Origin of the sequence: Achromobacter sp. UMC46 (genome assembly GCF_014170335.1) — a bacterium.
Lineage (GTDB): Bacteria > Pseudomonadota > Gammaproteobacteria > Burkholderiales > Burkholderiaceae_B > Achromobacter.
The window spans coordinates 19,170-40,095 of the sequence record NZ_LZZS01000023.1 but is presented as its reverse complement, the minus strand read 5'-3'; the positions used below and the strand labels follow the sequence as shown (position 1 = coordinate 40,095).

The following is a 20,926-nucleotide window of genomic DNA, read 5'->3' as shown; positions in this document are numbered from 1 at the left end:
GGCTCATTGCCCCATAGGCGGCTGGAAACGGCGCAGGCGCAGCGCATTGCCAAGCACGAACACGCTCGACATCGCCATGGCGCCGGCCGCGAAGACCGGCGACAGCAGTACGCCCCAGGTGGGATACAACGCCCCGGCCGCCACGGGGATCAGCGCCGTGTTGTAGGCAAAGGCCCAGAACAGGTTCTGCCGGATATTGCCGATGGTGGCTTTCGACAGCGCGATGGCGTTGGGCACGTCCAGCAGGTTGCCGGACATCAGCACGACGTCGGCGGACTCGACCGCCACGTCGGTGCCGGTGCCGATGGCCAGGCCCACGTCCGCCTCTGCCAGCGCCGGCGCATCGTTGATGCCGTCGCCCACGAACGCGATCTGGCCATACGCTGCCTTCAACCGGCGCACAGCGTCCACCTTGCCTTCCGGCAACACTTCGGCCACCACCTCATCGATGCCCAATTGCTTGGCGATGGCCTGGGCCGTACGGGCGTTGTCGCCGGTGATCATCGCAACCTTCAGGCCAAGCTGGTGCAACGCGGCGATGGCCGCGGGCGTGCTGGGCTTGATCGGGTCGGCGACGGCAATGATGGCGGCCAGGCGGCCATCGATCGCGGCATACAGCGGCGACTTGCCCTCGTCGCCCAGGCGCTCGGCGGTTTGCGCAAAGCCGCCCACGTCCAGGCCCAGTTCACGCATGTAGCGGTCGGCGCCCACTTCCACCCGCGCGCCGCCCACCGTGGCGCGCACGCCCATGCCCGTGACCGATTCGAAATCCGTCATCACCGGCAGCGCGATGCCGTCTTGCTCGGCGGCCTCGACGATGGCGCGGGCGATCGGGTGCTCTGACCGCGATTCCACGGCCGCCACCTTCGCCAGCACGTCGTTGCGGTCGACGCCCGCAGCGATCTCCAGATCGGTCAGGACCGGGCGGCCTTCCGTCAGCGTGCCGGTCTTGTCCACGGCCACCACCCGGGCATCCTTCAACAGTTGCAGCGCCTCGCCCTTGCGGAACAGCACGCCCATCTCGGCGCCCCGGCCGGTGCCGACCATGATGGAGGTCGGCGTCGCCAGACCCATGGCGCAGGGGCAAGCGATGATCAGCACCGCCACGGCATTGACCAGCGCGAAAGTCAGCGCCGGCGACGGCCCGAACACGAGCCAGACCAGGAAGGTCAGCACGGCGGCGACCATCACCGCCGGCACGAACCACAGCGTCACCTTGTCGACCACCGCCTGGATCGGCAGCTTGGAACCTTGGGCCTGTTCGACCAGGCGGATGATCTGCGCCAGCATGGTCTGCCCGCCCACGGCGGTGGCGCGCAGCGTCAGCGCGCCCTTCTGGTTAACGGTGCCGCCGACGACGGCGCTGCCTGCCTGCTTCTCGACGGGGATGGGTTCGCCGGTGATCATCGACTCGTCCACGAAGCTGCGGCCTTCGGTCACTTCACCATCGACTGGAACGCGCTCGCCGGGCCGCACTTCCACGATGTCGCCCAGGGCGACGTCGCTGATCGGAATGTCCACGACACGGCCATCACGCGAGACGTGCGCGACCTTGGCCTGCAGGCCGACCAGACGCTTGATGGCCTCGGAGGTGCGTCCCTTGGCGCGGGCCTCCAAATATCGGCCCAGCAGGATCAGCGCCACGATGACGGCGGCCGCCTCGTAATAGACGTTCACGGTCCCAGCCGGCAGCAGCCCCGGGGCAAAAGTTGCCACCAGCGAATAGCCGAACGCCGCCGCGGTACCGACCGCGACCAGCGAATTCATGTCCGGGGCCAGGCGCGCCAGCGCCGGAAAGCCCTTCAGGTAGAAACGCCTGCCCGGTACGGCCAGCACCAGCAGCGTCAGCGCGAACTGTAAATACCAGCTCTCCTGGATGCCGATGGTGTTCATGACCCATTCGTGCATGCCGGGGATGATGTGCGACCCCATTTCCAGCACGAACACCGGCAAGGCCAGCACGCTGGCCAGGATCAGGTCACGCTTGAGTTCCGCTCGTTCGGCGTCCTTCTTTTCCGCGGCAGCTTCTTCGGCTTGCGCGCCGGTATCGACGGGACGCGCCTCGTAGCCGGCCTTTTCGATGGCCGCGATCAGGTCTTGCGGGGCTGCCAAGCCGTGCACAGTGGCGCGCTCGGTCGCCAGGTTCACCGTCGCCTGCGTGACGCCGGGCACCGCCTTCAGCGCTTTCTCGACGCGGCCCACGCATGACGCGCAGGTCATGCCTCCGACCGCCAGTTCGACGGCGCCGGCGGGAACGTCGTAGCCCACCTTTTCGACCGCCTGGATCAACGCCATGCGATCGACCGGGCCGACGGCGACGATATCCGCGCGTTCGGTGGCCAGGTTCACGGACACCTTGCCGACGCCCTCGACTTTGGTCAGGGCGGCCTCGACCCGGCCAACGCAGCTTGCGCAGGTCATGCCCTCGATAGGCAGGCTTATCGTGGCTGCGAAGGCGCGAGCGTCACGGGTACTTGGCATGCTCATGGCGTGCTCCCATAGTTCAAAGTAGGCATGAGGGATACGTTAAAGCTTCCAAGCTTGGGAAGGTCAAGCGCATGATTCCACCCCGCCGCTCCGGACGCGGCTTGCGCCTATGGCGTGAAAAACACGTCGGCGTGCAAGAATGAGGCCACCGGCCTTCTCCGCATCCGTCAATCCACGTCGGCATCGCCCGTCGCGTCGATCACCATGTCCGCGTGCATGCGGTCATTGATGGCGCGGTAGGCCTCAGAGGAAGCGCTGTCACTAAGTGAAGAAATCGTGGTGTGCGCGTGGGAATGAGAATTTTCGCCGGGTTTTTTCTGCATGATGGTTCCAATGGTTTCAAGGGGATTGGACGGCGCGATACGTGCCGGCCTTCAAACGACAGCGCCAATCTATTGCCTCCAGCGGTTGTAAAGTCAACATGCCACACGAGCGCATACGAACGCCTTGACCTTCCAACGGTTGCAGTCCCTAACCTTCCGAAAAAATGCGGCAGAGACGCTTCGGAAGGGCCGAAGCCCTGCTGCACGGAAGGGGCTTGTACATGCGTCGAAAATTCAAGATTGCCATGCTGGCGGGACTCATCGCGGCGTCCGGAGCCACCGCATTCATCCCTGGGGAGGTCTCGGGAGACGAAGGTAAACGGGTAGCGCCTACCGGGCCTCAAGTGCCCGTGGCGGAGGTCATCGTTCGCACCATCGCGCCGTCGACTGATTTCACGGGATTCCTGGCGGCGCCGAAGACCGTCGAACTGCGCTCACGCGTCGGCGGGGCCGTGGACGCGGTCAGCGTTCCCGAAGGTGGCCTGGTCCGCAAGGGACAACAACTGTTCCAGATCGATCCGCGCCCGTTTCAGGTCGCGCTCGATACCGCCACGGCGCAATGGCGCCAGGCGGAAGTGCTGGCCGGCCAGGCCCAGGCCGACTTCGACCGCTCCCATCGCCTGGTGTCCACCGGCGCGGTATCGCGCAAAAGCTACGACGATGCCGTGTCGGCGCGCAACGCCCGGCAAGCCCAGGTGCAGGTGGCCAAGGCGGCCGTTGCCGCTGCGCGACTCGACCTATCCTACGCGCGGATCACCGCGCCGATCTCCGGGCGCGTCGACCGGGTGCTGGTGACCGAAGGCAATCTGGTCAGCGGCGGCGCGGCGGGCGCCGCCACGCTGCTGACCACGATCGTGTCGATCGACCCCGTGCACGTTTACTTCGACATAGACGAGGCGACCTACCTCAACACCGTAAGGCACGCCCGGCCCGATGCCGGCGGCGGCCATGCGCCGCTGCCGGTCGCCGTGGGGCTGACCACGGACAAGGGCTTTCCCTACACAGGCACGCTCGACTTCGTGGCCAACCAGATCGATCGCAGCACCGGCACCATCCGCGCCCGCGCCGTGATACCAAACCCCGATGGCCAACTGGCGCCGGGCTTGTTCGCCCGGGCCAGGCTGGCCACCGGCGACGAACGGCCCGCCATCCTGGTGGACGATCAGGCCGTTGGCACGGACCAAGGGAAAAACTATGTACTGGTCGTCGGGCAAGACAACCTGGCCCAGTACCGCGCGGTCGAGCTGGGTCAAATGAAGGAAGGGCTGCGCGTCATCAATACCGGTTTGCAACGCGGCGACAGGATTGTCATCAAGGGCCTGGTGCGCCCCGGCATGGCGGTCACGCCTCGCCCGGTGCCCATGCAGCAGACCGCCGTCCCGGGCTCGCCCCAGACGCCCACCGCGGCAGTCGCCCAGGCAGACGGCGCCGATCCGGCGGAGGCGCGCCAATGAAGTTCCCTCACTTCTTCATCGCACGGCCGATCTTCGCCATCGTCCTGTCCCTGCTCATGCTGCTGGCCGGCGCTATCGCCTTCTGGCAATTGCCGCTGAGCGAATACCCCGCCGTCACGCCGCCCACGGTGCAGGTTACGGCGAGCTACCCCGGCGCCAATCCCGAGGTGATCGCCGACACCGTCGCCGCCCCCCTTGAACAAGTGATCAATGGCGTCGAGGGAATGCTCTACATGAATTCCCAGATGGCGACCGACGGCCGGATGGTGCTCACCATTGCGTTCAAGCAGGGAACGGATCCCGACATGGCGCAGATCCAGGTGCAGAACCGGGTCTCGCGCGCCTTGCCGCGTCTGCCCGAGGAAGTGCAGCGCATCGGCGTCGTCACGCAGAAGACGTCTCCGGACGTACTGATGGTTGTGCACATCGTCTCCCCGGAAAAGCGATACGACCCGCTCTATCTGTCCAACTTCGCCATCCGGCAGGTGCGCGACGAACTCTCGCGCCTGCCCGGCGTGGGCGATGTCCTGGTTTGGGGCGCCGGCGAATACTCCATGCGCGTCTGGCTGGATCCTTCCAAGGTCGCCACGCGCGGGTTGACGGCCAGCGATGTCGTCGCGGCCCTCCGGGAACAGAACGTGCAGGTCGCCGCGGGATCCGTGGGGCAGCAGCCGGATACGTCGGCCGCGTTCCAAGTGACCGTCAATACCCTCGGACGCCTGGCCAGCGTGGAACAGTTCGGCGAAATCGTCGTGAAGACGGGCGCCGATGGCCAGGTCACCCGCCTTCGCGACGTCGCCCGCGTGTCCCTGGGCGCCGATGCCTATACCCTGCGCAGCCTGATCGATGGCGAGTCGGCGCCTGCCCTGCAGATCATCCAGAGCCCTGGCGCCAACGCCATCGACGTATCCAATGCCGTCCGCGCCAAGATGCAGGACCTTCAACGGGGCTTCCCGCAGGACATCGCGTACCGGATCGCCTATGACCCCACGGTCTTCGTGCGCGCCTCGCTGCAATCCGTGGCCGTCACGCTGCTGGAGGCCATCGCCCTGGTCGTCATCGTGGTGGTGCTCTTCCTGCAGACCTGGCGCGCCTCGATCATTCCGCTGGTGGCCGTGCCGGTGTCGCTGGTGGGCACCTTCGCCGTGATGCACATGTTCGGCTTCTCGCTGAACACGCTGTCCCTGTTCGGCCTCGTGCTATCGATAGGCATCGTGGTGGACGACGCCATCGTGGTGGTCGAGAACGTGGAACGCCATATGGCGTTGGGCGAGCCCCCCAGGGAGGCCGCCCGGAAAGCCATGGACGAGGTGACCGGGCCGATTCTGGCCATTACGTCAGTGCTGGCGGCGGTGTTCATCCCCTCGGCGTTCCTCTCGGGCCTGCAAGGCGAGTTCTATCGCCAGTTCGCCCTGACCATCGCCATCTCGACCGTCCTGTCGGCCATCAATTCGCTCACGCTGTCCCCGGCGCTCGCCGCCATCCTGCTCAAACCCCATCACGAGGCGGCCAAATCCGATTGGCTCACGCGCCTGATGGGAAGCATGCTCGGCGGGTTCTTCCGGCGCTTCAATCGCTTCTTCGACAAGGCTTCGAACGGCTACGTCGGCGCCGTGCGCCGAGCGGTGCGCGGCAGCGCCATCGTATTGCTGCTGTATGCCGGCTTCGTGGGCCTGACCTGGCTGGGCTTCAATCAGGTGCCCAATGGATTCGTGCCGGCCCAGGACAAGTACTTCCTGGTGGGCATCGCCCAGTTGCCGAGCGGCACTTCGCTCGACCGCACGGAGGCCGTCGTCAAGGAGATGTCACGGATCGCGCTGGCCGAGCCCGGGGTGGAAAGCGTCGTGGCCTTCCCGGGACTCTCAGTGAATGGCCCGGTGAATGTGCCGAACTCGGCACTGATGTTCGCCATGCTCAAACCGTTCGACGAGCGCAGGGATCCCTCGCTGACGGCCAACGCCATCGCGGGAAAACTGATGGGCAAGTTCAGCCAGATCCCGGACGGCTTCGTCGGTATCTTCCCGCCGCCGCCCGTGCCGGGACTGGGCGCCATGGGCGGCTTCAAGCTGCAGATAGAGGACCGGGCCGGACTGGGCTTCGAAGCGTTGGCGCAGGCGCAGAGCGAAATCATGGGCAAGGCCATGCAGGTTCCCGAGCTGGCGAACATGCTTGCCAGCTTCCAGACCAACGCCCCGCAATTGGGGGTCGACGTCGACCGCGTGAAGGCCAAGTCCTTGGGCGTGTCGCTGACCGACGTGTTCGAGACGCTGCAAATCAACCTGGGGTCGCTCTACGTCAACGACTTCAATCGCTTCGGGCGCACCTATCGGGTCATGGCCCAGGCTGACGCGCCGTTTCGCATGCAAGCCGAGGACATCGGCCTGCTCAAAGTGCGCAACGCGGCCGGCGACATGATTCCGCTCAGCGCATTCGTGACCATTACGCGCGGATCAGGCCCCGACCGTATCGTCCACTACAACGGCTTTCCCTCCGCAGACATCAGTGGAGGTCCCGCGCCGGGCTATTCATCGGGCCAAGCCACGGACGCGATCGAGAAGATCGTTCGCGAGACATTGCCGGAGGGGATGACGCACGAGTGGACGGACCTGGTCTTCCAGGAAAAGCAGGCCGGCAATTCGGCGCTGTACATCTTTCCGCTTGCGGTGCTTCTGGCCTTCCTGATCCTGGCGGCCCAATACAACAGCTGGTCGCTGCCGTTCTCGGTGCTGCTGATTGCCCCAATGGCGCTGCTTTCGGCAATCGCCGGCGTCTGGGTTTCCGGTGGCGATAACAACATCTTCACGCAAATCGGCTTCGTTGTGCTGGTCGGCCTGGCAGCCAAGAACGCGATCTTGATCGTCGAATTCGCCCGCGCCAAGGAAATCGAAGGCGCTGACCCGCTGGCGGCAGTGCTGGAAGCGGCGCGTTTGCGCCTGCGCCCCATCCTGATGACCTCGTTCGCCTTCATCGCCGGCGTGGTGCCGCTGGTGCTGGCCACCGGCGCCGGCGCCGAGATGCGCCATGCCATGGGCATCGCGGTGTTCGCCGGCATGCTGGGCGTGACGCTGTTCGGCCTGCTGCTGACGCCTGTGTTCTATGTCGTCGTGCGCAAGCTCGCCCTGCGTCGCGCCGCCCCTGAAACCCGCCCCGGCGCAAGCGACCAGCACGCCTGACGGCTAGGAAAATACTGGACATGAAGACATTTTTCGCACGCTCCCGCCAAGCGCAGCCGCTGGCGCCGCTCGCCCTCGCGGCCGCCCTGGCCGGATGCTCACTGGCGCCGACGCATGAGCGCCCTGCGGCGCCGATCGAAGCCGCCTATCCATCGGGCGCCGCCTATGGGCCCGCCGCCACCGCAGCCCCCGGCGAAGCGGCCGCCGCCGACATCGGGTGGCGGGATTTCTTCCGTGACCCGATGTTGCTGCAATTGATCGACATCGCATTGAGCAACAACCAGGATCTGCGCAAAGCCGCGCTCAACGTCGAAGCGGCCCAGGCGATGTACCGCATCCAGCGCGCCGAGATGCTGCCGAACCTGGGCGTTGCCGCCAGCGCCGCGGCCGAGCGCGTGCCGGCCGACCTTGACGCCACGGGCGCTTCCCGTATCGCCCGGCGCTACGAGGTGGCAGGCGTGACGGCCGCCTGGGAGGTGGACCTCTGGGGCCGCATCCGCAGCCTCAGCGACCAGGCCCTGGCCTCGTATCTGGCGCTGGCCGAAATCCGCATCGCCACGCAGATGAGCCTGGTGTCCGAAGTCGCCAATGCGTACCTCACGCTACGCGCCGACCAGGAGTTGCTGCGCCTGACGGACGACACCCTGGCCACGCAGAAGCGTTCGTACGAACTGACCGCCCGGCTTGTGGAAGCCGGCCACTCCACGCAGCTCGACCTGCGCCTTGCGGAGATCACGCTACGCAATGCCGAGACCCATCATGCGGCGTACACGCGGCAGGCGGCCAAGGACCGCAACGCCCTCGTGCTGCTGACGGGCCAGCCGCTGACGCCTGAGCTGTCGCGGCTGCTGGACGAGGCCACCACCCTGCCCGACGACATCGTCCCGACCGACCTGCCGAGCGGATTGCCGTCGGAACTGCTTGCGCGCCGCCCCGACATTCGCGCGGCCGAGCAGACCTTGCGCGGCGCGAACGCCAATATCGGCGCCGCGCGCGCCGCTTTCTTCCCGACAATCAGCCTGACTGGGTCGGCGGGGACGGCCAGCGCGTCATTGGACGGGCTCTTCGGGGCCGGCTCGGGATCCTGGAGCTTCTTGCCCCGGATCACCGTGCCCATCTTCCGAGGCGGCGCATTGGAGGCCAATCTGGACGTGGCGCACGTACAAAAGCGCATCGAGATCGCCAACTATGAAAAGACCGTCCAGGAAGCCTTCCGCGACGTGGCCGACGGGCTGGCGGGCAAACGCACGCTCGACCGCCAGATTCGCGCTGAGCTGCTATCGGTGGCGGCCAGCCGCAGCGCCTACGAACTGGCCGAGCAGCGCTTCAAGGAAGGCGAAGACGACTACCTCACCCTGCTCGACGCCCACCGCATGTTGTATGGCACGCAGCAGGTTCTGGTGCGGACGCGCCTGGCACGGTTGAACAACCTTATCGATCTGTACAAGGCGCTGGGGGGAGGCTGGACGGAACGCACGGTGCAATAAGAGGCCGGCAACGGCCCATCAGGTGGAGGCAACTACGACATGCCCTGCTTCCACCGCCGCAACTTCGACAGTGCGTCAGCGTAGGCCATGCATGTGAAGCACTGGATCTTTCCGCCCAGGGTCTTGATCGCTCCAAGCGAGGGGTCGAAGAGCGACGATTCCGAATGACGCGCCACGCTATCGACAATCCGAGCCTGTCCGACCGTTGTCAGCGCTTCCAATTCGTGAAGACTGCTGGCGGCGAAGCGACGTTGGAATGACGACGACAGGCGATCGACCCTGCTCAACATGGCGTCCGCCCGGTAGTAGGAGGCAAATGGCCCCGACGACAGGTCGTTGGCGAACTGCAGGATCATCGTGTTCCAAAGGATCACGTCGATCAGCACCATCGCTGCGTCGGCGTGCAGGCCATGGTCCTGCCACAGGCAGACTGTCCGGCGAAAATGGCTAGCCGGAATGGTGGCGATTTCCACGCGAAACCGCCGGTGCCTGGCGTGAATATTGTGAAGGAGCTCTTGCCTTGAAGCAGCGGGTTTCATCGAGGTCGCCGTACCCATTCGTCGCAGGATTATTCACCAGCGCGCCTATCAGCGCTACGCCTGGTCCACGGCGGGAATCCTGGGGGCTGCCATCGTTGGAGTGTCAAGGATCCGGAAGCGCCATTCGACGATATACTTTCCGCCTGCGAAGTGGCGGTCTTCTGGCCGCACCCAGGCACGGTAAGCCTTCACGCCGCCGGACACTGACTTCATGCCGTTTCGAGAGATTGGGAATATGGTACGCAAGTGCAAGGCGCTGGCGAATGTGAAAGCGAAAGCCGGCCTGGCCGCCGCATTGGCCGTTGCAGGCTTATTGAGCGGATGTTCCGTGTCCTCCGGGCTGTGCGACGCTTTCGGGCCCAGCAAGCATGCATCACTGGAGATTCCCCAAGACGCCTCGGTAGAAGAGGTTTTCGCATGCATCGATCAGGAGATCACTGCAGACGCCGATCCCCGCTCCCTTTTTGAAAAGGGCTACGCGGTCCGGGATCCTGACGCGGGCGTGCTCGAGACCAAGCACTACAGCACGCCCAACGTCTCCGGTTTTCACCTGAGGGCGGAGGTGTCGAAGAAGACATTCCGGCTGGATCTCTCGTTGCGAGGCGCGGGCGCCTACTGCACGGATCTCGGCGTCGACAACGAAATGTCCAAGCTGAAGGCAGGCGTGTCCCGTTGCCTTCAGCCTTGAGGATGACGCCAGACCTTCAGAGGCAGCGCTCCGTCGGCAACGCGTAGCCGATCGTAATGGCGTTGACGGGAACGTCCTTGAAGGCGGCCGTGGCAACGCTGTCGAAGCGGGTCTCGCAGTTGAACTTCCTGTTGAGCACGTAATCCTGACCTGCGGCTTTCTTCATCTGCGCCTCCCACTGGTCTGCGGCGTCGAGCGCCTTGTCGCCCGCCAGCACCATCTCCATCAAGACCTCCATGCCGCCCGCCGAACGCGGCGCCACGTAGAGCGCATAGGCCGAAGGATCCACGGCATTGCCGCATTCCGACAGGCAGCTTGCCGTGTAGCGCAGGCCGCCGCCGAACGCGCCGGGCGTGACGGGTTGCCCGGCCTTGGGCGCATCCTCGCCGATGAAGCTCTGCAAGTCGGCCTCGCAGCCGTTGGCCAGCTCCATCCGCAGCGCCGACACCTTGCCATTGCCGATCGTGGCCGTGATCTGGCATTGCTGGACGCGGAACACATGGTCGTTGCCGTTGGATTCGCGCGGCACGCCGGCAATCGATTCGAAATAGCGCTGATTCGTGCCCAGCATGTCGGCGTTGAAGACTTCCTTCACCGTCGCAGCCTGCGAAGCGCCCGCGCCGACCATCAGGACACCCAGGGTCAAGGCCTTGAATTTCATACGAAGTGACACTCCATTGTTAGTTTGCTTATGCGTCCCGCGCACTGCGCCGATCGGCGGCAATTCCCAGGCGTGAAAATTCTACCGCGGACCGGCATTGTTGCCATTGCGGCAACACCATGGTCCCTTGGCCGGGGCTTCTGCCGATCTCCGTGCGGACCTACGATTTGGGCGTTGTCCAAGCATGCGCCACGCCCGGTTCCCACCGCGGGACACGCTCACCCACATCGAGGAAGTCACCATGAGTCAACGTCTGAACGCCTTTGCCCAATCGCCCGAGCTTTTCAAGAAATTCGTCGAATTCGGCATGCTCTTGAGGTCCGGCGCGATCGAGCAGCCGATCCTGGATCTGATCGAGATCCGCGCCTCGCAAATCAACGGCTGCGGGTTTTGCCTGGACATGCACGTGAAGGAAGCCAAGATCCACGGCGAACGCGAACTGCGCCTGCATCACGTCGCGATCTGGCGCGAATCCACCGAGTTCTCGCCGCGCGAACGCGCCTGCCTGGCCTGGACCGAAGCCCTGACCACGCTGGGCGCGCACGGGGTGCCCGACGAAACCTATGAGCGCGTACGGGCTGAACTGTCCGAAAAGGAAATCTCGGACCTCAGCTTCGCCGTCATGGCGATCAATGGCTGGAACCGCCTGAATCTGGGATTACTGACCGGGTCCGCCGCTTGACGGCAGCGTTCTGTCGGAAATTCGTAGCCGATCGTGACGGCGTTGACCGGCACGGGCTTGGAAATTGACCTTCTTACCCGCCATTGGTACATATAGACGCGCAACTGCACTTGGTTCCTGACTATTCTCACTGGAGGATTTTTATGAGCAAGCGAATTGTTGTCGTAGGTGGCGGGGTTGGCGGCACCATGCTGGCCAACCAGCTGGTCTCCAAGCTATACCCCGAGGTGTCGCGAGGCGAGGTCAGCGTCACGTTGTTGTCGGACTCCCCTGACCATTACTACAAGCCCGCCTTCATGTATGTGGCCTTCAATCTCTTCTTCCAGGAAGAGTTGAAGCGCCCGGAGCGTTCCCTGCTGCGCCCCGAGATCCAATTCCACGTCGATAAAGTCACGCGGTTTGAATTCAACAGCCAGGAATTGCTGACGCAACAGGGCAAGCGCTACGGCTATGACTACCTGGTCATCGCCACGGGCTGCATCCCCGCGCCCGAGCGCATAGAAGGCCTGAAAGAAGCCGGCGATCATTTCTACCAGTACGCGCCGGCGCGCCAGTTGGCCAACCGGCTGTCCAAGATCGAAAAAGGCCGGATCTTCGTCAGCGTCACCTTCCCGAAGACGCCGAACGTCCCCCACCAATGCGGCATCGCGCCGATTGAAACCACCCTGATGCTGGACGACTACTTGCGCCGTCGCGGCGTGCGCGACAAAGTCGAAATCGTCTACACCTACCCCACCACATCGCAACTCTTGCGCAACTGCCTGTTCCTGCAACAGCCCACTTGCGAAGTGCTGCCCGCCATCTTCGAGCAACGCGGCATCAAGTTCCAGCGGGGTTTCACGCTGGCACGCGTGGACCCGGAGGCACGCGTCGCGTATTCCGCGGAAGGCGGCGAGCAGCCGTTCGACATCCTGATGGCGACGCCACCCATACGCGCCGTCGACGCCGTGCTGGAGTCCGGCGTATCCCAGGCGGAGGACAACGAAGGCTGGCTGCCGACAGACCACGAGACGATGCAGGTCTACGGGTTGCAGAATGTCTACGTCATCGGCGATACGGTGGACCTGCCGGTCAGCAAGGCGGGCGGCTCTTGCCATAACCAGGCGCCCGTCATCGCCAACAACATCGCGGGCGAAATCCGCCTGGGCTACCCATGCAGCGCCTACGAAGGCCGTGTGCAGGCCGTTGCCCAGATGGGTCTGAACGCGGGCATGCCCCTCTGGTACGACTACACCCATGACGTGCAGCCCACCCCTCCCACCAAACTGGGCGGGCTGCTTCGGCATGGATTCAACCGAGGGCTGTACTGGGCGGTCGCAAGGGGAATGCTATGAACATGAATACCCATGATGAAACGCTGCAGGCGCTGGCCGGCAAGCTGCGTCCGCTTGTCGACAGCCAACGGCTGGACAACATCGTCGACCTGATCTCGCTGACTTCCGACCTGGTGGACCTGCTGGACCAGCCCATGGTGGAAAAACTGGGACTGCTGTCCGAGCAAGCGGCGGGCGCCGCATGGACGGCCGCCAACAGCGTGCGCGCCGCCCATGCGCAAACGCTGGCAGAAACGCATCCCCCCAGCCTGATGGGTTTGCTGGCGCTGCTGCGTGACGAGGACACGCGACGCGGGTTGGCGCTGGTGCTGCGCTCGCTGCAAAGCGTGGGGCGGCAGATGGGCGCGCAGCGGGCGGATTACGCCAACCCCTGACGTAGCGCACGACTGACGAAAAAAAGCCCGGCATTGCTGCCGGGCTTTTTCATGCTGCCACCGCTTACTGCAAGGTTCGGGTGAAGACGAATTCGCCGTCCTGCCAATCCACCGGCACGACGTCGCGCGGGCCGAACTTGCCTTCCAGGATCAGGCGGGCGACCGGGTTCTCGATCTGCTGCTGGATCGCGCGCTTCAAGGGGCGCGCGCCGAACACCGGATCGAAACCGGAACGGGCCAGTTCCGCCAAGGCGGCCTCGGTGACTTCCAGCCGCATTTCTTGCTTCTCCAACCGGGCGCCAAGGCGGCGCAGCTGGATGCGAGCGATGGACTCGATGTGCTGAGCCTCCAGTCCGTGGAACACGACCACTTCGTCGATGCGGTTCAGGAATTCAGGCCGCAGGGTCTGCTTGAGCTCGCCCCACACCACTTCCTTGATCACGTCGTACGGCTGGCCGGCCAGGCTCTGGATGTGATGCGAACCCAGGTTCGACGTCATCACGATCACCGTGTTGCGGAAGTCCACCGTGCGGCCCTGGCCATCGGTCAGGCGGCCGTCGTCCAACACTTGCAGCAGCACGTTGAACACGTCCGGATGGGCCTTTTCCACTTCATCCAGCAGGATCACGCTGTACGGCTTGCGGCGCACGGCCTCGGTCAGGTAGCCGCCCTCTTCGTAGCCCACGTATCCCGGGGGCGCGCCGATCAGCCGCGCCACCGAATGCTTCTCCATGAATTCGCTCATATCGATGCGGATCAGATGCTCTTCGGAGTCGAACATGAATTCGGCCAACGCACGCGTCAACTCGGTCTTGCCCACGCCGGTCGGCCCCAGGAACAGGAACGAACCATAAGGCCGCGCGGGGTCGGCCAGGCCTGCACGCGAACGCCGGATGGCGTCCGAGACCAGGCGCACGGCTTCGTCCTGGCCCACCACGCGCTTGTGCAGGAATTCCTCCATGTGCAGCAGCTTCTCGCGTTCGCCCTGCATCATCTTGGATACCGGAATACCCGTCGCGCGCGACACGACTTCGGCGATTTCCTCGGCGCCGACGCGGGTGCGCAGCAGGCGCGGTCGCGTTTCGTCGCCCTCGGCGTTTTCAGCGGCCTGCGCGGCGCCGATTTCGGCGGCCTTCAGACGCGACTCCAGGTCGGGCAGCTTGCCGTATTGCAGTTCGGCCAACTTGTCGAACTGGCCCTTGCGCTGCAGCTCGGCCATTTCGGCGCGCACGCTGTCGATCTCTTCCTTGATGGCCTGCGTGCCTTGCACCGCGGCTTTCTCGGCCTTCCAGATTTCTTCGAAGTCGTTGTACTCGCGCTGCAGCTTTTCCAGTTCGTCTTCAATGACGCCCAGGCGGCGCTTGGACGCGTCGTCGGTTTCCTTCTTGACGGCCTCGCGTTCGATCTTCAGCTGGATGATGCGGCGGTCCAGCTTGTCCATCACTTCCGGCTTGGAATCGATTTCCATGCGGATGCGCGCGCCGGCCTCGTCGATCAGGTCGATGGCCTTGTCGGGCAGGAAGCGGTCGGTGATGTAGCGGTGCGAGAGCTCGGCCGCGGCGACGATGGCCGGGTCCGTGATTTCGACGCCGTGGTGGATCTCATAGCGTTCCTGCAAGCCGCGCAGGATGGCGATGGTGGATTCCACATCGGGTTCGTTGACCAGCACCTTCTGGAAGCGCCGCTCCAGCGCCGCGTCCTTTTCGATGTATTTGCGGTATTCGTCCAGCGTGGTCGCGCCGATGCAATGCAGCTCGCCGCGCGCCAGCGCCGGCTTGAGCATGTTGCCCGCGTCCATCGCGCCTTCGGCCTTGCCCGCGCCGACCATGGTGTGCAGCTCGTCGATGAAGACGATGTTGCTGCCGTCGTCCTGGCCCAGCTCTTTCAGCACGGCCTTCAGGCGTTCTTCGAATTCGCCGCGGAACTTGGCGCCCGCCAGCAACGCGGCCAGGTCCAGCGACAACACGCGCTTGCCGCGCAGGCTCTCGGGCACTTCGTCGTTGACGATGCGCTGCGCCAGGCCTTCGACGATGGCGGTCTTGCCCACGCCGGGTTCGCCGATCAGGACGGGGTTGTTCTTCGTGCGGCGCTGCAGGATCTGGATGGTGCGGCGGATTTCGTCGTCGCGCCCGATCACCGGATCCAGCTTGCCCTGACGGGCGCGCTCGGTCAGGTCCATGGTGTACTTGGACAGGGCTTCGCGGTTGGATTCGCCTTCGGCGCCAGACACGTTTTCACCGCCGCGCACGGCATCGATCGCAGCTTCGAGGGCTTTTTTCTGCAGGCCCGCTTCACGCAGGATGCGGCCGGCCTCGCCCTTGTCGTCGGCCAGCGCCAGCAGGAACAGTTCGCTGGCGATGTAGGTGTCGCCGCGGCGGGCGGCTTCCTTGTCGGTGCGGGTCAGCACCGCGTTCAAGTCGCGGCCGACCTGCACGTTGTCGTCGCCCTGCACTTGCGGCAGCGACTTCATCGCGCTTTCCAACGCGGGTTGCAGACGGTTGACCGACACACCGGCGCGCGCCAGCAGGCTGCCCGCGCCGCTGTCCGAATCGGACAACAAGGCGGAGAGCACATGGACGGGCTCGATGTAGGGGTGGTCGTTGCGGGCGGCCAGACTTTGGGCGTCGGCCAGGGCTTGCTGGAACTTGGTAGTCAGTTTGTCGAATCGCATAATGGTCGTTTGGCTGGTTGGGGAGCCTGACCGATACGTGCCGGCTGGCTCGATATCCTGAATATGCGGCCGGATGAGAAAATTTCAACACCGTCCGGCCACTTGTTTTGCTACGACGCGCAGCAACAATCCGACCTATGAGCATATACGTTTTTGTCTACGGCACCCTACGCGCCGGCGAAATCAATGACCTGGCGCAAGCCGCCGCCAAGCGGGGCCTGCCTGCGGCACGGTGGGTGGGCGCGGCGTCCGTGCCCGGCATGCTGGTGGACTTCGGCGACTGGCCGGGGCTGATCCCCGTGGCGGACGGCCGCCGCGTGCGCGGCGAGGTCTACAAGGTGCAGCCGGCGCTCATCGCGCTGATGGACGAGATCGAGGAATACGTGCCCGGCCAGCCCTGCTGCTTCGTGCGCCGCGAAGTCGCCGCACGCCTGGATGTGGCGCCGAAAAGCAGCCCGGACATCCCCTGCCAGTACTACCCGATCGACCCGGCGTTGCGGGGCGCCGCCATCGACATCGCCGGCGAGGACTGGATCGCCCACCGGCACGGCCGGACAAGGCGCGGCGCCCCGTAAGACGCCCGTAGTAACAACGGACTACAATAGGCACTGTTTTCACGCTTTACCCCCGTTTCGCGCTCTTGGCGCGCAGCGGGCACTATAGAGGTCATCGTATGCAAAAACGGGTTCCCGTTGCCCCTGATGGCGCCCACTGTTCCACATGCATGTTGGGACACGTGTGCGTGCCCGTTGGAATGGCCGCCGCCGAAGTGGAAAAACTGGACGAGCTGGTGAAAGAACGCGTCCGCCTGGAAAAGGGCAAGACGCTGTATTCGCTCGATCACCCGCTTGACGCCGTGTACAGCGTGCGTTTCGGCAGCATCAAGACCCAGTTGGAAGACGCGACCGGCCAGATCCAGGTCACGGGCTTTCACCTGCCCGGCGAAATCGTCGGTATGGACGGCATGCTGGACGGCAAGCACGTGTCGGCCGCCGTCGCGCTGGAAGACTCGGAAGTCTGTGTCATCCGCTTGGCCGACGTCGACCGCGTGGCCACTCACCTGCCGTCGCTGCAGCAGCAGTTCCGGCGCCTGATGAGCCGCGAAATCACGCGTTCGCACCAGATGCTGGCGTCGCTGGGTTCCATGCGCTCCGAACAGCGCCTGGCAGCCTTCCTGCTGAACCTGTCGCAGCGTTATGCCTCGCTGGGGTATTCGTCGACCGAGTTCGTGCTGCGCATGAGCCGCGAGGAAATCGGCAACTACCTGGGGCTGACGCTGGAAACAGTCAGCCGGCTGTTCTCGCGTTTCGCGCGCGAAGGCCTGATCAAGATCAACCAGCGCGAAGTCCGCATCCTGGACCTGCCCGCGCTCAAGCAGCTGCTGGGCCTGGAAACCTGCTGACGCCTCGCCGCGCCATGCGCCGCGCCCCCGCCCCTTGCGTGCCCGATCAACCGCCGCCCGTCCGCGCACGCCGGTTTTCCGGGCGTCGTCTGGGCGCCGCGCTGGCCCTGGCCGGCACGCTTGTCCCTTGGGTCCTGCACGCCCAAACGCCACTGCCCGACCCCTACGACTACGACGAGACCGTGCCCGCGCCAAAGCGCGCGACGCCGCTACGCTGGCAGACCGTGGAACTGGGCAAGCCCGGCCATCGGTACAAAATGCCGGTCTATGCTAACCGCGACCTGGCCCGGGACGACCTGCGCGATATCAAGCAGGTGCTGATCGTCATCCATGGCGTGAAGCGCGACGCCGACCGCTACTACGACACGGCCGCCGGCTTGCTGGCACACAACCCGGACCGGGCACGCGACACGCTGATCCTGGCGCCCCGCTATCCCGGGTCCATCGATTCCGGTTTCAGCGGCATGGCCGCATGGCGCAAAGCCAGCTGGGAAGAAGGCGAAGAGAGCATCCAGGCTGCGGGACGGCCGGTCCCGGTCACCTCGTTCCAGGTGCTGGACGACCTGTTGCGCAGCCTGGACGACCGCAAGCGCCTGCCAGCCCTGGCCAGCATCGTGCTGGCCGGCCACTCCGCCGGCGGGCAACTGGTGCAGCGCTATGCCGTGCTGAACAACGTCGACGGCCCGCTGCGCCGCGACGGGCTGGCGTTGCGCTACGTAGTGGCGAACCCCTCGTCCTACCTGTACCTGACGAACGAGCGGCCTCGCGCCGACGGCAAGGGTTACGCGCCTTACGAGCGCGGCATCTGCCCCACCTACAACCAGTACAAGTACGGCACGGACAAGCTGCCGCCCTATGCGCGGGAAACCGACGATACGCGGCTGTTCGTCCGCTATGCCGCCCGCGACGTGACCTACCTGCTGGGCGGGGCGGACAACAACCCCGAACACCGCCTGCTGGACAAGACCTGCGGCGCCGAGGCGCAGGGCGCCACGCGCCTGGCCCGCGGCACCGCCTACGTGCAGTACGAGTACGAACTGGCGGCCCGCGGCCCCAAGCCCGTGCCGCTGCACCGCAACAGCTTCGAGGTCGGTGGCGTCGGGCACGACAACAAGGGCATGTTCGGCTCCGTGTGCGGCGCCCAGGCCTTGTTGGGCAACGATGCCCAGGCGGGCGACCGGGCCGCCGCTTGCGACATCATCAAGCCGCGCGCGAAGTAGCGCCGCCGTCGCGTCCAGGCGGCACGCCGGCGTGCCGCCCATCCTGACAAATTCCTGAATAAAAACTGTTTGCAAGTGCGTGCATTTCCGCGTGGGCAGGCGCAAGATACCGCGATGCGTGTTCCATTTCGCGGCTGGCCTTGCGATCTTGACGGGCGAGGACAAGGCGCGGTCGCGTGTCCGGCGACTCCCGACAAGCTCACCCTGAGAACAGTCATGACGCAACCGTATCTTGCCCTGCCTGACGCCAAGCGCCGCATCAAGGCCATCTTCGTCGGCTCCATGGGCAACCTGGTCGAGTGGTACGACTTCTACGCCTATACCGCCTTCGCCCTGTACTTCGCCCCCGCCTTCTTTCCCTCGCATGACCCCGTCGTCCAGCAATTGAATGCCGCCACCCTGTTTGCGGCCGGCTTCATCGTGCGCCCGCTGGGCGGTTGGCTGTTCGGCCATATCGCCGACCGGCACGGGCGGCGGATATCGCTGATGGTGTCGGTGGTGATGATGTGCGTGGGGTCGCTGATCATCGCCGTGACGCCCACCTACGCGACCATCGGCTTCGCCGCGCCCGCACTGCTGGCGCTGGCCCGCGTGATCGAAGGCCTGAGCCTGGGCGGCGAGTACGGCGCCAGCGCCACCTACCTGACCGAGATCTCGGACCCCGAACACCGCGGTTTCTATTCCAGCTTCCAGTACGTCACCCTGATCGGCGGCCAGCTTTGCGCCATCCTTGTCCTGCTGCTGTTGCAGAACGTGTTCCTGACGCACGAGCAACTGGTGGAATGGGGCTGGCGCATCCCCTTCGTGATCGGCGCCATGCTGGCCATCGTGACCGCGCTGATGCGGCGCGACATGCCCGAGACGGATTCGTACAAAGAAGCCCAGAAAACGAAGCCGAAGACCAGTTCGCTACGGGGCTTGATGAAGTATCCGCGCGAAGTGGCCATCGTGGTCGGGCTGACCGCCGGCGGCACCGCGGCCTTCTACACCTTCACGACCTACATGCAGACGTTCGTGCGGCAGACGTCAGGCTTCTCGGACATCACCACCACCTACATCATCGCGGCCTCGCTGATCTTCGCGCTGATCCTGCAGCCGCTGTACGGCGCGCTGTCGGACAAGATCGGGCGCAAGCCGCTGCTGATCTTCTTTGGCGTGGCGGGCGCGGCGTTGACGGTACCGATCCTGATGACCCTGTCGCACACGCGCTCGCCCTTCATCGCGTTCCTGCTGATCTGCGGCGCGTGGGTGTTCACGGCCGGCTACACGTCGATCAATGCCGTGGTGAAGGCCGAACTGTTCCCCACCAACATCCGCGCGACCGGCGTGGCCGTGCCGTATGCGGTCACCGTATCGATCTTCGGGGGCACGGCGCCGGCCATCGCCCTGTTCTTCAAGCAGCAAGGGCACGAAGAATGGTTCTACTACTACCTGGCGGGCGTGATCTTCCTGTCCCTGCTGGTGTACGCCACGATGCGCGACACCAAGCACCAGTCGGCCATGCACCGGCACGACTGACCTAGGGAAATTCCTGACGCTGCCGGCTTGACGCCGGCAGTTTTTCGGGCAGATACTTAACCTTATGGTTAACTTAAACGACAACGCGCTGGACACCCTCTTTTCCGCCCTGGCTGACGGCACCCGGCGCCGGGTGCTGGCGGACCTGGAGCGGGGCACGGCGTCGGTCAGCGAACTGGCACGCCCCCACGCGATGTCCCTTCCTGCCTTCATGAAGCATCTGCGGGTGCTGGAAGACGCCGGGCTGATCGCCCGCGCGAAAGACGGCCGCGTGGTCAGCTGCACGCTGTCGCCCGAACCGATGCGGGCCGCGTCCGACTGGCTGGCGCGCTACGAGAAATTCTGGAACGGCCAACTGGATTCGCTGGCCCGGTACCTGTACCACGACGAGGAGATCCACCCATGCCCACCCGAACCGCCTCTGGCGACACCCCCATTGAACTCCGCCTCACCCGGCGTTTCGCCGCCCCCGTCGACCGCGTCTGGCGCGCCTGGACGGACCCGCAAGCGCTGATGCGCTGGTTCGGTCCCGCCGGCACGCGGCAAGTGCTGGTGGCCGACACCGACGTGCGCGTGGGCGGCGCCTACCTGGTGGGCTTCGTCACGGAAGACGGGCAGTCGCACTACGCCAGCGGCGAGTACCACGAGGTGCAGCCCCACCGCCGCCTGGTCTTCACCTGGGCCTGGCGCGACACCCCAGAAGAAGGGTCGCTGATCACCCTTGAATTCGCTCCCGCGCAGGGCGGCACCGAACTGGCCTTCCTGCAAACCCCGTTTGTCGACCAGGCAACCCGCGACAGCCATGAAAACGGCTGGGCAGGCGCGATGGACCGGCTGGCGGACCATCTGGCAAGCGGGGCCTGACCGGCCGCTTGCCCTGCCCGGGCCCCGCGGGCCCGCCAAGCAAAGGAGT

Annotated in this window: 18 protein-coding genes; 13 read left to right on the top strand and 5 right to left on the bottom strand. The window is 65.1% G+C overall.

Annotation, left to right across the window (positions count from 1 at the left end):
* Positions 1 to 3: 3 nt before the first annotated feature.
* Both A9973_RS17120 and A9973_RS17115 read right to left on the bottom strand, forming a co-directional pair.
* Positions 4 to 2,487, bottom strand: coding sequence for a heavy metal translocating P-type ATPase (locus tag A9973_RS17120; RefSeq protein ID WP_183014920.1), 2,484 nt, complete (start codon positions 2,485 to 2,487; stop codon positions 4 to 6).
* A 167-nt stretch (positions 2,488 to 2,654) separates the two neighbouring features.
* A complete protein-coding gene (locus A9973_RS17115) occupies positions 2,655 to 2,810 on the bottom strand; it encodes a hypothetical protein (protein ID WP_183014919.1) in 156 nt (51 codons plus the stop codon).
* A gap of 221 nt (positions 2,811 to 3,031) precedes the next feature.
* Between A9973_RS17115 and A9973_RS17110 the strand changes: the two genes are divergently transcribed.
* From A9973_RS17110 to A9973_RS17100, 3 genes are read left to right on the top strand one after another with little or no spacing between them, the layout of a single operon-like run.
* Complete coding sequence (locus tag A9973_RS17110) at positions 3,032 to 4,264, top strand: efflux RND transporter periplasmic adaptor subunit (RefSeq protein ID WP_183014918.1); 1,233 nt, start codon at positions 3,032 to 3,034, stop codon at positions 4,262 to 4,264.
* Positions 4,261 to 7,437, top strand: coding sequence for an efflux RND transporter permease subunit (locus A9973_RS17105; RefSeq protein WP_183014917.1), 3,177 nt, complete (start codon positions 4,261 to 4,263; stop codon positions 7,435 to 7,437). The genes A9973_RS17110 and A9973_RS17105 overlap by 4 nt, the downstream gene beginning before the upstream one ends.
* 20 nt (positions 7,438 to 7,457) lie before the next feature.
* Positions 7,458 to 8,924 (top strand): efflux transporter outer membrane subunit, encoded by a 1,467-nt coding sequence (locus A9973_RS17100; protein WP_183014916.1) that lies wholly within the window; start codon positions 7,458 to 7,460, stop codon positions 8,922 to 8,924.
* Between the two features lie 32 nt (positions 8,925 to 8,956).
* Here the strand turns inward: A9973_RS17100 and A9973_RS17095 are convergent, their stop codons facing one another.
* A complete protein-coding gene (locus A9973_RS17095) occupies positions 8,957 to 9,463 on the bottom strand; it encodes a ClbS/DfsB family four-helix bundle protein (protein ID WP_183014915.1) in 507 nt (168 codons plus the stop codon).
* A gap of 211 nt (positions 9,464 to 9,674) precedes the next feature.
* On the opposite strand from A9973_RS17095, the gene A9973_RS17090 reads away from it, so the two are divergent.
* On the top strand, positions 9,675 to 10,151 hold the full coding sequence (locus tag A9973_RS17090) for a hypothetical protein (RefSeq protein ID WP_255469200.1): 477 nt from the start codon (positions 9,675 to 9,677) through the stop codon (positions 10,149 to 10,151).
* Between the two features lie 16 nt (positions 10,152 to 10,167).
* Here the strand turns inward: A9973_RS17090 and A9973_RS17085 are convergent, their stop codons facing one another.
* Positions 10,168 to 10,812: a hypothetical protein gene (locus A9973_RS17085; protein ID WP_183014914.1), complete on the bottom strand. Its 645-nt coding sequence runs from the start codon at positions 10,810 to 10,812 to the stop codon at positions 10,168 to 10,170.
* A gap of 241 nt (positions 10,813 to 11,053) precedes the next feature.
* On the opposite strand from A9973_RS17085, the gene A9973_RS17080 reads away from it, so the two are divergent.
* From A9973_RS17080 to A9973_RS17070, 3 genes are all read left to right on the top strand, one after another.
* Complete coding sequence (locus A9973_RS17080; RefSeq protein ID WP_183014913.1) at positions 11,054 to 11,494, top strand: carboxymuconolactone decarboxylase family protein; 441 nt, start codon at positions 11,054 to 11,056, stop codon at positions 11,492 to 11,494.
* A 143-nt stretch (positions 11,495 to 11,637) separates the two neighbouring features.
* Positions 11,638 to 12,828: an FAD/NAD(P)-binding oxidoreductase gene (locus A9973_RS17075; protein ID WP_183014912.1), complete on the top strand. Its 1,191-nt coding sequence runs from the start codon at positions 11,638 to 11,640 to the stop codon at positions 12,826 to 12,828.
* A gap of 2 nt (positions 12,829 to 12,830) precedes the next feature.
* Positions 12,831 to 13,202, top strand: a complete 372-nt coding sequence (locus A9973_RS17070; protein WP_255469199.1) for a DUF1641 domain-containing protein — start codon at positions 12,831 to 12,833, stop codon at positions 13,200 to 13,202.
* Positions 13,203 to 13,266: 64 nt separating this feature from the next.
* Here A9973_RS17070 and clpB read toward each other — a convergent pair whose 3' ends face one another.
* Positions 13,267 to 15,873 carry an ATP-dependent chaperone ClpB gene (gene clpB, locus A9973_RS17065; RefSeq protein WP_183014910.1) on the bottom strand — a complete coding sequence of 869 codons (2,607 nt, stop codon included), beginning with the start codon at positions 15,871 to 15,873 and terminating at the stop codon, positions 13,267 to 13,269.
* A 137-nt stretch (positions 15,874 to 16,010) separates the two neighbouring features.
* Between clpB and A9973_RS17060 the strand changes: the two genes are divergently transcribed.
* The 6 genes from A9973_RS17060 (at position 16,011) to A9973_RS17035 (ending at position 20,877) form a co-directional block, all read left to right on the top strand.
* Entirely contained in the window at positions 16,011 to 16,448 is a 438-nt protein-coding gene (locus A9973_RS17060) for a gamma-glutamylcyclotransferase (protein ID WP_183014909.1), read from the top strand.
* A 98-nt stretch (positions 16,449 to 16,546) separates the two neighbouring features.
* Entirely contained in the window at positions 16,547 to 17,275 is a 729-nt protein-coding gene (locus A9973_RS17055) for a helix-turn-helix domain-containing protein (RefSeq protein ID WP_183014908.1), read from the top strand.
* Between the two features lie 14 nt (positions 17,276 to 17,289).
* Positions 17,290 to 18,495 (top strand): hypothetical protein, encoded by a 1,206-nt coding sequence (locus A9973_RS17050; RefSeq protein WP_255469198.1) that lies wholly within the window; start codon positions 17,290 to 17,292, stop codon positions 18,493 to 18,495.
* Between the two features lie 216 nt (positions 18,496 to 18,711).
* The gene (locus tag A9973_RS17045; RefSeq protein WP_183014907.1) at positions 18,712 to 20,013 is read left to right on the top strand and encodes an MFS transporter; all 1,302 of its coding nucleotides are present in this window, start codon (positions 18,712 to 18,714) and stop codon (positions 20,011 to 20,013) included.
* A gap of 64 nt (positions 20,014 to 20,077) precedes the next feature.
* Complete coding sequence (locus A9973_RS17040) at positions 20,078 to 20,527, top strand: metalloregulator ArsR/SmtB family transcription factor (protein WP_183014906.1); 450 nt, start codon at positions 20,078 to 20,080, stop codon at positions 20,525 to 20,527.
* Entirely contained in the window at positions 20,416 to 20,877 is a 462-nt protein-coding gene (locus A9973_RS17035; RefSeq protein ID WP_183014905.1) for an SRPBCC domain-containing protein, read from the top strand. Before A9973_RS17040 ends, A9973_RS17035 begins: the two co-directional genes overlap by 112 nt.
* Positions 20,878 to 20,926 lie beyond the last annotated feature (49 nt).